The sequence below is a fragment of the Sulfitobacter marinus genome (genome assembly GCF_900116285.1).
Taxonomy (GTDB): domain Bacteria; phylum Pseudomonadota; class Alphaproteobacteria; order Rhodobacterales; family Rhodobacteraceae; genus Sulfitobacter; species Sulfitobacter marinus.
Map to the genome: position 1 here is coordinate 365677 of NZ_FPAJ01000001.1, position 11603 is coordinate 377279.

Here is an 11603-nt window from a genome sequence, read left to right on the forward strand (position 1 = left end):
GGGCCAGTGATGGTCCGCCTTTTCACGCGGGGTTACAGACATGACGCAAAGCCTGTGGTTGGGTTCTTTCCGCAAGCCTGTTCAATGGGTTATGATCGCAAGCCTCGCGGTGACGCTTGCGCTCGCCTTCTGGCTCGCTGTCATCGGTTCCATTCTGGGGCAGCACACCGGAATGAAAGAGATGCTTGCCCCGAGCGAGAATATTATCGTCCAGGTCACGCTTTTGGCTGCATTGACGTCGCTTGTCAGTACCGCCGTGTTCCTGTCGGACAGCAAAGGACATATCGAGAGCCACCCACAGGGATATTTCGACATTGTCAGCCTCGTCGCCTCGCGCATTTCGATGCTGGCGACGGCGGGCATCGTCATCGTCATGTTCTATGAGGTCGTATCGCGCTATGTTTTCGAGAGGCCGACGCTCTGGGCCAACGAGCTATCGCTGTGGATCGCCGGTTTCGTGTTTCTGCTGTCCGGCGTTTACGCCATGCAGCAGCGCAGCCACATCCGTATCTATATCGTCTATGATCATTTCCCGCGATGGCTTCAGAAATCCTGCGACGTTCTTTCTGTGGTGCTGATCTGGACCTTTGCGTTCTTCCTGATCTGGGGTGGATACAACGAAGCGGTGGCCAAGTTTCTCCGGTGGGAAACCTTTGGCACGGCATGGGATCCACCGATCCCGGCAACGATCAAGCCGTCCATTCTGATCGTCGTCGTGATGGTTGCTATACAGGCGCTTTCGAACCTTGTTGCTGATTGGAACAAGGCCCCCGAAAGCCACACGCCAGCCGATGACGTAGACGAAATCGAGATCGAGGCGATCCGGAAAAGCATCGAAGGATAAGAAATCATGGACATCGGGACGATCTCACTGCTGCTGTTGCTAGGCCTTTTCATTTTACTAGCAGTCGGCATGCCCCTTGGCTTTGCGTCCGCGACGCTTGCGGTCGGCGTCTTGTTCATGAAATTCGGACCAGACCTGTTATTGCGAGATTTCGGGCGAGGTCCGCTGGCTGTTGTGGGTCAGGCGATCTATCGCCAGATGACGAATTACGTGCTCATATCCGTACCCTTATTCATATTCATGGCAGCACTTCTTGAACGAAGTGGCATCGCCCGGGATATGTATACGTCATTGAGTGTCTGGTTGAGCCGGACGCGGGGCGGGATCGCAATCGTGACCTCGGTCATGGCCGTGATCATGGCCGCGATGTCGGGGATCGTCGGCGGCGAGGTGGTTCTGTTGGGGTTGATCGCGCTGCCACAGATGCTGAGACTGGGGTACAATCAGAACCTTGCCATCGGAACGATCTGCGCCAGTGGATCGCTTGGCACAATGATCCCGCCGTCCATTGTCCTGATTTTCTATGGTCTGGTGACTGAAACCTCGATCAAAGCCTTGTTCACCGCGTCTTTTCTACCGGGGTTAATGCTGGCCAGTTTCTTTATCATCTACATTGTCGCGTGCACGCAACTTGACCCAAGCCAAGCACCGCTGCCCGAGCCTGATCCCGACGACCCGCCAACCGGTGAGAAAACCCTTCTTTTCGCGGGATTTCTAATGATGATCGCAACAGGCGTAACCGGGTTGCTGTTTGCTCGCGCGTTATTCTTTACCGTCACTGGGGCCAACGCCGTGCAGGAAGGGGGCGATACCATTGCGCTTGTAATGGCGGACGATCTGCCGATCCTTTTGGGTGTGTTTACAGCGGGACTGGCCCTGGGGTATTTCGTATTCGGGTTCGAGCGGTTGAAAATCGGCTGGCAGATGGGCAAGGGGCTGGTGCCCCCGATTGTCGTCATCGGGGTTGTTCTTGGCTCAATCTATGGCGGGATCACCGGTATTACCGAAGCAGCGGCAATGGGGGTCGTGGCAGTTTTCGTGATCTCATTACTACGGGGTGAAATGAGCTTTGAGGTGGTCATGGATTCTCTAATGCGCACAATGAAATCCACCGGAACGGTCATCTGGGTGACTGTCGGCGCGGCAGCACTTGCATCCGCCTATACGCTTGTTGGCGGCCCCACATATGTAGCCAATCTTATTGTCGGCGCGGACCTGCCGACAATGGGCGTCATACTGGTCATGATGCTGTTTTTTCTGGTGATGGGCATGTTCATGGATTGGGTGGGTATCGTTCTTTTGATCATGCCGGTTTTTCTGCCCATCGTCCTCGCCATGCCGTCCGACGAGCTGGGCTTTGTCGGTACTATTGACCCAAGCCATGTTGCAATCTGGTTCGGGGTACTGTTTTGCATGAACATGCAGGTAAGTTTCCTGTCGCCGCCTTTTGGTCCTGCGGCATTCTATCTGAAATCTGTCGCACCACCGGAAATCTCTCTGACAGCAATCTTCAGGGGGTTCCTCCCCTTCATTGCGATCCAGATTCTGGCGCTTTCGATCCTGATGGCATGGCCCGGACTAGTCAGCGTTTTCCTGTGATCGAAAATTGTGAGACAGCTCTGGGGGGCTTGGTACCGCAACGAACCTGACCCGCCGGACAAGCGGCAGCAGGTGCGATCCAGAGCCATCTCAGGTGATCCGCTGGATGGTGATGCGATCTCGTCGGGCTCACAAACCGGTTCCAGTCGTCGCGCATCAGAACCGGCTTGCCGAATTCCATAGCCTTGTTGCACGCATCTGAAAACACGCCCTCGGTCTGCCCGAAGATCACCGCACCTAGCACGTTCATATGCGCCAACAGGAAATCCGTCGCGGCCTGCCAGTCGACACCGCGGGCGACGACTTCCGTCGATCCCCTCCTTTATCATCAGCAGCAGCGAGGCGCAAAGCGCTTCTGACAGGCCCGGTTCAAGCAGGGCCATTTTCTCGACCGTCACACGGTGGGATCGCATTACCGGTGCTCAGATGACCTTGGCGATCTCCTCGCCTTTGGCGTAATCTTCTTTCGGCCCTTGCATCCGCGCAGACCATCGCAGCCCACGGTATACCACGCGTATGGAGGCTCTGCCTGTCGTACGGTGATGGCGTTTCGGAAGTTCCGACGACGCTGAAAGCGCCACATCATCGCCGGAACCACTAACTGTCGGTTTAGCTGAACTACATAAGAAGCACTCGCCGCTTTGGCGGAAATTGCTCGTCACGTTGGCATATCTCAAAGAACAATCTCGTCTCAGCTTGGGCAGCTACGGCAAGCTACGGATGACGGAAGAGCTGAAGGAAATCGGCTTGGACGTCGGACACCGCCGCCCCTTTCATATCGATTGCGTTGCAATCAACTGTCGGTCAGTGGTGGCCCGATTGATGCGCCAGAACGGTATATCCGTTGTACGAACGCGCAAACATAAGGTGACGACCGACAGCGATCACAAGTTCAACATTGCGCCGAACCTGTTGGGTCGTGACTTCACCGCCAACGCGTCCAACCAGAAATGGGCGGGTGATATCAGTTATGTCTGGACACGCGAGGGATGGTTGTATCTTGCCGTGATTCTGGACCTGCATTCACGCCGTGTCATTGGCTGGGCGGTCAGCAATCGAATGAAACGGGACTTGGCGATCCGTGCGTTGAAAATGGCCATTGCGTTCAGAACACCGTCCAGAGGCAGCATCCACCACACGGATCGCGGGTCGCAATACTGTTCACACGATTATCAGAAAATCCTGCGCCAGCACGGGTTCAAGGTGCATTTTGAAGGGTGTGATCTTCATCATTATCAATGGGTTAAGGTGGTGCGGCGCGCTTGCCGAGCATGGCACACCAAAGACCCTGTATAACCGTTGGAAGCGCTGGACTGATATGGGCGTGTTTGCCCTGATCATGATCGGGCTGGCTGAGCGGGACCCCGACAACAAGACCCTCTCAATCGACGCCACCTACCTGAAAGCACATCGTACGGCGTCCAGCCTGCGGTTAAAAAGGGGGCGTGGACGCCTGATTGGGCATACCAAAGGTGGTATGAACACCAAACTGTATGCAGTTACCGACACCATTGCTCGCCCAGTCCGCTTCTTTATCATCGCAGGGCAAGTCAGCGATTACACTGGAGCGGCGGCTTTGATGTCAGATGCTCAACGGCTCCGCGATACCCTTACAGACAACGGAACAAAGCCCTGCATCCCAGGACGCAAGTCACGCACAAGGACCGTCAAATACGACAAGCGCCGCTACAAAAGGCGCAACCGGATTGAGCGAATGTTTAACAGGATCAAAGACTGGCGTCGCGTCGCAACCCGCTACAACAGATCCCCAACCGTCTTCCTCCCCGCAATCGCTCTCGCAGCAACCGTTATCTTCGGGTTAGGAATCCTGAGCTCAGGCAGGGCCGATAATCCTCCCGTACAAACTAACTAAAGCCTCACGCCGCCAGAACCTTCCTGCGCGGCCAAGGTAGCGTGGTCCACAGCAGACATGCGACGATCAGTGCGACACCCAGCCATCCAAGCGCTGGCAGCGTTTCACCGACCACGTAAACGGCTAGGACGGCGGCCACCACGGGCTCGAACAGGGTGATGGTTGTGGCCATGCTGGCGGGCACGCGGGCCAGGCCTGCGCCAAAGGCGAGGTAGCCCAAGAACATCGGGACCAGTGCCATGTAAAGCCCGACCGCCAGATTGCCCGCGCTGTCCAGAAAGGATGCGCCGGTGATCAACAGGACGGGCAACAGCAGCAATCCGCCAAGGCCAAAGGTCGCGCCCATGGCGACGCGCGGCGGTAAATCGCGGCGCATCATCCGTTGGGCCGTCCATGAATACAGCGCATAGGTGCCCCCCGCCACGAGGCCGAGGAGTGCGCCCAAGGGGACGTTGCTTGCCGTGCCATGGCCACTCTCGGACAAGCTGAGCAGTCCGATGCCGCCAAGACCGATGGCAGCCCCAATGGCCCAGCGAACGGTCAGGCGGCGGCCATCAAGCGCGTATTCGATCAGCGCTGAGATCAGCGGCGCGGACCCGATTGAGATCACCGTGCCCACCGTCACACCCGCAAGGCGCATGGAGGCGTAGAAAGCTAACGGATAGATCGCCACAGAAACGGCCCCGACCAGCAATGCCATCCGCTCGCGCCGCAGCGCTGCCCGATGGGTCCAGATGCCTTTGTATGCGATCAAAGCCTGAAGCGCGCCGCCGATCCCCATGGCCGCGGCTCCGATCGCAAGCGGGCTGACCCCGGGGGCGAATGTGGCGGCTGTCCCGGTCGTGCCCCAAGCGATCGCTGCGAACAGGCAAAAGAGGGCACCGATTGTCTGCCGGGGTTGCGGGCTGGATGGGGCGGGGCCGTTCGATGGGGCGGAGGTCATAGACGCGCCAGCATATCTCGGGCCATGGCGCGCGCGCTGCGCAGACGGTTTGCATCCCCCTCTAGCCCGGCGCGGGTCATTGCGCCCTCAAGTAAAAAGGCCAGATGTGCGGCCAGCGTTTCGGCACGCCCTGCGTCATCGGGCAGAAGCTGCGAGAGCTGGTTGTGCAATATCTCCTCGACCTGTTCCTTATGTCGGCGCACCGCTTTGCGGCCCGCATCACCCGCGCCCAGTTCAGCGGCGGCATTAAGCAGGCCGCAGCCGCGAAAGCCGCGTTCATAGGCGAATGTCGCGTGGTCATCATAGGCGTCAAAGACCGCGATTATTATGTCTTTGGGGTGGTGTGCCGCTGCCGCGCGGGCGGCATAAAGGGCCAGCCATTCATCATGACGCTGTTCAATATATGTGGTCACCAGATCAGATTTGGACGCGAAGTTATTGTAAAGGCTTTGCTTTGCAACGCCCGCACGTGCGGTGATTGCGTCGATCCCGGTGGCGGCAATGCCATCGTTATAGAACAACACCGCTGCTGCGTTGAGCAACCGATCCCGCGCGCTTGCGCCTTGATGTTTCGATGGTGGTGGCATTCTGACCTCGCGATAAATAGGTAGACTGGTCTATCTATATTATTGGATGTGTCAATGCATGACAGTGGGCTTTGCTTACGCAAGCTATGGCTGCATAAAAACTGAGTATGACGGCTTTCCATTCGCCGCGCGGTAGTTTCCGCATAAAATTTGCGCGGTGGAATAAATACTTTAAGATTAAAATATCTATACTTGAAATAATAAACGACTCACTCTACCGTCATCGATATCGGCAGAATGGGGAGTGGCGTTATGCGGGCGATATGTTTGGGTGGTGGGCCCGCGGGGTTGTATTTTGCCATCTCTCTCAAGCTGCGTCAGCCCGATGCGGATGTGACCGTTCTTGAACGCAACAAGCCCGATGATACCTTTGGCTGGGGCGTCGTTCTGTCCGATGAAACGCTTGATAACCTTGAACAAAACGATTCCATCAGCGCCGCTGAAATACGCAGCCATTTCGCCTATTGGGATGATATCGCACTGCACCACAAGGGGCAGGTGATCACGTCCTCGGGGCATGGGTTCTGCGGGATCGGGCGCAAGAAACTGCTGCTGATCTTGCAGGAACGCGCGCGGGCCCTCGGCGTGAACCTTCAGTTCAAGACCGAGGTGAAATCGGCGTCAGCTTACATGGACGACTATGATCTGGTGGTGGCCTGCGACGGGTTGAATTCGAAAACACGGCTTGAGTTTCAGGGCATTTTTAAACCCGACATTGATGTACGGCGCTGCCCGTTTGTCTGGATGGGCACACATCAGAAATTCGATGATGCCTTTACCTTTATCTTTGAAAAAACCGACAAGGGCTGGGTGTGGGTGCACGCCTATCAATTTGACCCCGACACGGCGACCTTCATCGTGGAATGCTCGCAAAAAACCTACGACGCGTTCGGTTTTGGTGAGATGAGCCAAGAAGAGAGCATCGCTGTCTGCGAGGAAATATTCAAAGATCACCTGGGCGGGCATAAGTTGATGACCAACGCGGGCCATATCCGTGGGTCTGCCTGGATCAAATTCCCCCGCGTTCTCTGCGAGAAATGGAGCCACGAGAACGTCGTTCTGTTGGGCGATGCTTCGGCTACCGCGCATTTTTCGATCGGGTCGGGGACCAAGCTGGCGCTGGAATCCGCGATTTCTCTGGCCAAGCATGTGACCGATGATACGGATCTGAAATCGGCGTTCGCGAAATACGAAGAGGCGCGCCGTCTCGAGGTTTTGCGTCTGCAATCGGCGGCCCGCAATTCGGTCGAGTGGTTCGAGGATGTGGAGCGCTATCTGGACCTTGATCCGGTGCAATTGAACTATTCGATGCTGACCCGCAGCCAGCGCATCAGCCATGAAAACCTGCGTGAACGCGATCCGCAATGGCTGGGCGGGGCCGAGGCGTGGTTCATGGATCAAGCGGGCGCAGGTAGCAATCTGCCCGCCCGCGCGCCGATGTTTGCACCGTTCCAACTGCGCGATATGACGTTGGAGAACCGCATCGTGGTGTCGCCGATGGCGCAGTACAAGGCGGTCGAAGGCACGCCAACCGATTGGCATTTGATCCATTATGGTGAACGCGCCAAGGGCGGGGCAGGGTTGGTCTATACCGAGATGACATGCGTTTCGGCCGAGGGGCGGATTACACCGGGCTGTCCCGGCCTTTACGCGCCAGAGCATGAGGTCGCTTGGACGCGGCTGACGGATTTCGTGCATGCCGAAACACCTGCAAAAATCTGCTGCCAAATCGGTCATGCCGGGCGCAAAGGGTCCACGCAGGTGGGCTGGGAGACCATGGATGCGCCTTTGCCATCGGGGAACTGGCCGCTGTTGTCCGCCTCTGCGATCCCGTGGTCAGATGAAAATGCGACACCCAAGGCGATGACGCGCGCCGATATGGATGCGCTCAAGGCCGAGTTTGTGGCCGCGACACAGATGGCGGACCGTGCCGGGTTCGACATGATTGAACTGCACGCCGCCCATGGCTATCTGATTTCGTCCTTTATTTCTCCGCTGTCGAACGTACGCGATGATGAATACGGCGGATCGCTGAAAAACCGCATGCGCTATCCTTTGGAGGTATTCGCCGCGATGCGCGCAGTCTGGCCGCAGGACAAGCCGATGGCAGTGCGTATTTCAGCGAATGACTGGGCGGGTGATGATGGTGTGACCCCTGAAGAAGCCGTTGAAATTGCAGCGATGTTTGACAAGGCAGGGGCCGATATCATCGACGTATCCGCCGGACAAACCTCGACCCAGGCCAAACCGGTCTATGGCCGCATGTTCCAAACGCCGTTCTCGGACCGCATCCGCAACGATGGCGGGATCAAGACGATGGCGGTGGGCAATATATTCGAGGCCGATCACGTGAATTCAATCCTGATGGCCGGGCGCGCCGATCTGGTGTGCCTTGCGCGGGCGCATCTGGCTGACCCTTATTGGACCTTGCACGAGGGGGCCGCGATTGGTGACCGTCAGGCGGTCTGGCCCAAACCTTATGAGGCAGGGCGTGATCAGGCGTGGCGTAATGCCGACCGCGCCGCAGAAATGGGAGGACGTGTCTGATGGTCAGAGTACTTGTTACAGGGGGTGGTTCGGGCATCGGGCGCGCGATCGCACGACATTTTGCGCAGGACGGTGCCGATGTTACCATTGCGGGCCGCCGGATGGAGGCGTTGGAGGAAACCGATGGCGGCCGCGGAATGACATGCCGTGCGTTGGATGTGACCAATGAGGCTGCGGTTCAGGCGTTATTTGACGCGCCCTATGACATTGTAATTGCCAACGCAGGGGCGGGCACACCTGCCAAGTTGCGCGACATGACGCTGGCCGACTGGCAATCGACATTGGATGTGAACCTGACCGGTACATTCCTGACCTTCCGCGCCGCGCTGGCCGGGATGCAGGCAGGCGGGCGGTTGATTGCCATCGCCTCGACCGCGGGGTTGCAGGGGGGGCCAAATATCTCGGCCTATGTGGCGGCAAAGCATGGGGTGTTGGGGCTGGTGCGTGCGCTGGCCAAGGAAGTCGCCCGTGACGGCATCACCTGCAACGCAGTCTGCCCGGGGTTTGTGGATACCGATATGGGCCAAACGGCGGTCACCAATGTGATGACGCGCTTTGATATCCCGCGTGAAAAGGCGGAAAAAATGGTGGTCGGGGGCAACCCGATGCGGCGCATGATCACCACCGACGAGGTGGTGGCAGCTGTGGCATTCCTAGCCTCGCCCGGCGCATCGATGGTTAATGGGCATGCGCTGTCGGTTTCGGGCGGCGAGATATGACAACCGCGTCAAAAGACCGCCTGCGCCTGTGGCTGCGCCTGCTGGGCCTGACCCGCCATGTTGACGGGCACTTGCGCGATAAGCTGCGGCTTGAGTTCAAAACCACCTTGCCACGTTTTGACGTGATGGCCGCCTTGTCGCGCCATCCCGAAGGATTGAAGATGAGCCAGCTTTCAGGCGTGCTGCGCGTGTCCAACGGCAATGTCACGGGTATCGCCGACCGGCTCGCCGAAGAGGGGCTGGTGGAGCGCGTACCCGTTCCCGGGGACCGCCGCGCCATGATCCTGCGGCTGACAGCGGCCGGGAACGCCGAATTCGCAGAGCAAGCCAGCGCCCATGAGGGGTGGATCAACGATATGCTGCACGGCATCAGCGCGGCAGATGCCCGCCAGATGGCCGCACAACTGATAGCAGTGGCTCAAGCCGCTGAAAATAAGGAAGAATTAGATGACCCAAGCCATGCGTAGCGACGTGAAACACTTTCTTTGCGAGATCAAAGACGGGATTGCCACGGTGCGTTTGGACCGGCCTGATCGCAAGAACCCGCTGACCTTTGACAGCTATGCCGAGCTGCGCGACTGGTTCCGCGATCTGGTCTATGCAGATGACGTAGACGTGGTGATTTTCGGGTCAAACGGCGGGAATTTCAGCTCGGGCGGGGATGTGCATGACATCATCGGACCGCTGACCCGCATGAATATGAAAGAGCTGCTGCGCTTTACCCGCATGACCGGCGATCTGGTCAAGGCCATTGTGAACTGCGGCAAGCCAGTCATCGCGGCGGTTGACGGGATTTGTGTCGGCGCGGGCGCGATCATCGCGATGGCATCCGATTTGCGGGTCGCCACGCCCGAGGCCAAGACGGCGTTCTTGTTCACACGTGTTGGCCTCGCCGGGTGCGACATGGGGGCCTGCGCGATTTTACCCCGCGTGATCGGCCAGACCCGCGCCGCTGAACTGCTGTATACGGGGCGGTCGATGTCGGCAGATGAGGGCGAACGCTGGGGATTTTTCAACCGTCTGGTCGATGGTGATACATTGGAAGCTGAAGCGCTGAAACTGGCGCAGCAAATCCAGTCAGGTCCGAATTTCGCCCACATGATGACCAAGACGATGCTGGCGCAGGAATGGTCCATGTCGATTGAACAAGCGATTGAGGCAGAGGCGCAGGCTCAGGCAATTTGCATGCAAACCGGTGATTTTGAACGCGCCTACAACGCCTTTGTCGCCAAGCAGCGGCCCGTGTTTGAGGGAAACTGAGCGATGGTGTTTGATGTGAGTACGGGAGCCTCCGGCGGGAGTTTACTTGGCAAAATGAACAAGAGGGCGGTGTTCAATGTCTGATCGCAGTTTTTTGGATTGGCCGTTCTTTGAGGATCGGCATCGGGCCTTGGCGGATGATTTGGACGCATGGGCGGCAGGGGCTTTGGCTGGCGTAGATCATAGCGATACCGATGCAGCATGCCGGTCGCTGGTGGCGATGTTGGGCGCGGGTGGTTGGCTGCAGTATTCGGGTGCGCAAGCAGGCGAGGCGTTGGACGTGCGCAGCTTGTGTCTGATCCGCGAAACATTGGCGCGCCATGATGGGTTGGCTGATTTTTCCTTTGCCATGCAGGGGCTTGGGACGGGGGCCACCAGTCTGTTCGGCACGCCAGAGCAGCAAGCTGAGTGGCTGCCGAAGACGCGGTCGGGCGCGGCGATCTCTGCCTTTGCTTTGACCGAGCCGCAGTCTGGATCGGACGTTGCGAATTCCACCATGACAGCAGTTCGTGACGGTGATGACTATATTCTGAACGGCGAGAAAACCTGGATATCCAACGGTGGCATCGCGGATGTTTACACCTTGTTTGCCAGAACGGGCGAAGCGCCGGGTGCGCGTGGGTTGTCGGCGTTTATCTTGCCTGCGGGTTTGCAGGGGTTCGAGGTTGCCGAGCGGTTGCAGGTGATTGCGCCGCATCCCCTGGCGACCTTGCGGTTTACCGATTGCCGGGTACCAGCGTCTGCAATGTTGGGCGCGCCGGGGCAGGGGTTTGCCATTGCGATGTCGGTGCTGGATGTGTTCCGCTCGACAGTCGCGGCGGCGGCTTTGGGCTTTGCCCGTCGGGCCTTGGACGAGGCGCTGCAACGGGTCACTGCGCGTCAGGTACAGGGCAAACCGCTGGCGGATTTACAGATGGTGCAGGGGCACATTGCGGATATGGCCGTGGATGTGGATGCATCGGCCTTGCTGATTTACCGCGCGGCATGGCTGAAAGATCAAGGCGCGCCGCGGGTCACCCGCGAGGCAGCGATGGCCAAGCTGTTTGCCACAGACCATGCGCAGATTGTGATCGACAAGGCCGTGCAACTGTTCGGGGGCGACGGGGTTCGCCACGGTATGATGGTGGAAAGCCTGTACCGCGAAATCAGAGCGTTGCGCATCTATGAAGGCGCATCGGACGTGCAGCGGGTCGTGATTGCGCGTCAAACCATTGGTGCGATGTAAGGGGAT

The 11603-nt window shown here is 58.2% G+C and carries 11 protein-coding genes and 3 pseudogenes; 10 read left to right on the forward strand and 4 right to left on the reverse strand.

The window, feature by feature from the left end; all coding sequences use genetic code 11:
* Positions 1 to 40: 40 nt before the first annotated feature.
* Positions 41 to 844: a TRAP transporter small permease subunit gene (locus BM347_RS01775; RefSeq protein ID WP_093914700.1), complete on the forward strand. Its 804-nt coding sequence runs from the start codon at positions 41 to 43 to the stop codon at positions 842 to 844.
* Positions 845 to 850: 6 nt separating this feature from the next.
* Positions 851 to 2443, forward strand: a complete 1593-nt coding sequence (locus tag BM347_RS01780) for a TRAP transporter large permease (protein ID WP_093914701.1) — start codon at positions 851 to 853, stop codon at positions 2441 to 2443.
* On the opposite strand, the gene BM347_RS17745 is transcribed toward BM347_RS01780, so the two are convergent.
* Both BM347_RS17745 and BM347_RS17795 read right to left on the reverse strand, forming a co-directional pair.
* On the reverse strand, positions 2427 to 2693 hold the full coding sequence (locus BM347_RS17745) for a phosphogluconate dehydrogenase C-terminal domain-containing protein (RefSeq protein WP_281247837.1): 267 nt from the start codon (positions 2691 to 2693) through the stop codon (positions 2427 to 2429). The two genes, BM347_RS01780 and BM347_RS17745, sit on opposite strands and share 17 nt — an antisense overlap.
* A 112-nt stretch (positions 2694 to 2805) precedes the next feature.
* Positions 2806 to 2856 (reverse strand): annotated as a pseudogene (locus tag BM347_RS17795) (hypothetical protein); the annotation flags it as partial.
* A 64-nt stretch (positions 2857 to 2920) separates the two neighbouring features.
* Here BM347_RS17795 and BM347_RS17810 point away from each other — a divergent pair.
* The 3 genes and pseudogenes from BM347_RS17810 to BM347_RS01800 all read left to right on the forward strand — a co-directional run.
* Positions 2921 to 2986, forward strand: coding sequence for a DUF4113 domain-containing protein (locus BM347_RS17810; protein ID WP_093915373.1), 66 nt, complete (start codon positions 2921 to 2923; stop codon positions 2984 to 2986).
* Positions 2987 to 3088: 102 nt separating this feature from the next.
* Positions 3089 to 3661 (forward strand): annotated as a pseudogene (locus tag BM347_RS01795) (IS3 family transposase); the annotation flags it as partial.
* Positions 3645 to 4316: pseudogene (locus BM347_RS01800) on the forward strand (transposase); the annotation flags it as partial. The pseudogenes BM347_RS01795 and BM347_RS01800, both read left to right, overlap by 17 nt.
* 4 nt (positions 4317 to 4320) lie before the next feature.
* On the opposite strand, the gene BM347_RS01805 reads toward BM347_RS01800, so the two are convergent.
* Positions 4321 to 5259, reverse strand: a complete 939-nt coding sequence (locus tag BM347_RS01805) for a DMT family transporter (protein ID WP_093914702.1) — start codon at positions 5257 to 5259, stop codon at positions 4321 to 4323.
* On the reverse strand, positions 5256 to 5846 hold the full coding sequence (locus BM347_RS01810; protein ID WP_139226438.1) for a TetR/AcrR family transcriptional regulator: 591 nt from the start codon (positions 5844 to 5846) through the stop codon (positions 5256 to 5258). The genes BM347_RS01805 and BM347_RS01810 overlap by 4 nt, the downstream gene beginning before the upstream one ends.
* A 252-nt stretch (positions 5847 to 6098) precedes the next feature.
* Between BM347_RS01810 and BM347_RS01815 the strand changes: the two genes are divergently transcribed.
* The 5 genes from BM347_RS01815 (at position 6099) to BM347_RS01835 (ending at position 11597) form a co-directional block, all read left to right on the forward strand.
* Positions 6099 to 8393: a bifunctional salicylyl-CoA 5-hydroxylase/oxidoreductase gene (locus BM347_RS01815; RefSeq protein ID WP_093914703.1), complete on the forward strand. Its 2295-nt coding sequence runs from the start codon at positions 6099 to 6101 to the stop codon at positions 8391 to 8393.
* Positions 8393 to 9112, forward strand: coding sequence for an SDR family NAD(P)-dependent oxidoreductase (locus BM347_RS01820; RefSeq protein WP_093914704.1), 720 nt, complete (start codon positions 8393 to 8395; stop codon positions 9110 to 9112). The genes BM347_RS01815 and BM347_RS01820 overlap by 1 nt, the downstream gene beginning before the upstream one ends.
* A complete protein-coding gene (locus tag BM347_RS01825; RefSeq protein ID WP_093914705.1) occupies positions 9109 to 9579 on the forward strand; it encodes a MarR family winged helix-turn-helix transcriptional regulator in 471 nt (156 codons plus the stop codon). The genes BM347_RS01820 and BM347_RS01825 overlap by 4 nt, the downstream gene beginning before the upstream one ends.
* A complete protein-coding gene (locus tag BM347_RS01830) occupies positions 9572 to 10372 on the forward strand; it encodes an enoyl-CoA hydratase family protein (protein ID WP_093915374.1) in 801 nt (266 codons plus the stop codon). The genes BM347_RS01825 and BM347_RS01830 overlap by 8 nt, the downstream gene beginning before the upstream one ends.
* 76 nt (positions 10373 to 10448) lie before the next feature.
* Positions 10449 to 11597, forward strand: a complete 1149-nt coding sequence (locus tag BM347_RS01835) for an acyl-CoA dehydrogenase family protein (protein ID WP_093914706.1) — start codon at positions 10449 to 10451, stop codon at positions 11595 to 11597.
* Positions 11598 to 11603: the final 6 nt, after the last annotated feature.

What these genes read in the sequence shown, in the direction of transcription:
- BM347_RS17745 (WP_281247837.1), bottom strand. Translation starts at nt 2,693, where the DNA reads ATGAACGTGCTAGGTGCGGTGATCTTCGGGCAGACCGAGGGCGTGTTT.
- BM347_RS01815 (WP_093914703.1), top strand. Translation starts at nt 6,099, where the DNA reads ATGCGGGCGATATGTTTGGGTGGTGGGCCCGCGGGGTTGTATTTTGCC.
- BM347_RS01775 (WP_093914700.1), top strand. Translation starts at nt 41, where the DNA reads ATGACGCAAAGCCTGTGGTTGGGTTCTTTCCGCAAGCCTGTTCAATGG.
- BM347_RS01830 (WP_093915374.1), top strand. Translation starts at nt 9,572, where the DNA reads ATGCGTAGCGACGTGAAACACTTTCTTTGCGAGATCAAAGACGGGATT.
- BM347_RS01780 (WP_093914701.1), top strand. Translation starts at nt 851, where the DNA reads ATGGACATCGGGACGATCTCACTGCTGCTGTTGCTAGGCCTTTTCATT.
- BM347_RS01820 (WP_093914704.1), top strand. Translation starts at nt 8,393, where the DNA reads ATGGTCAGAGTACTTGTTACAGGGGGTGGTTCGGGCATCGGGCGCGCG.
- BM347_RS01805 (WP_093914702.1), bottom strand. Translation starts at nt 5,259, where the DNA reads ATGACCTCCGCCCCATCGAACGGCCCCGCCCCATCCAGCCCGCAACCC.
- BM347_RS01810 (WP_139226438.1), bottom strand. Translation starts at nt 5,846, where the DNA reads ATGCCACCACCATCGAAACATCAAGGCGCAAGCGCGCGGGATCGGTTG.
- BM347_RS01835 (WP_093914706.1), top strand. Translation starts at nt 10,449, where the DNA reads ATGTCTGATCGCAGTTTTTTGGATTGGCCGTTCTTTGAGGATCGGCAT.
- BM347_RS01825 (WP_093914705.1), top strand. Translation starts at nt 9,109, where the DNA reads ATGACAACCGCGTCAAAAGACCGCCTGCGCCTGTGGCTGCGCCTGCTG.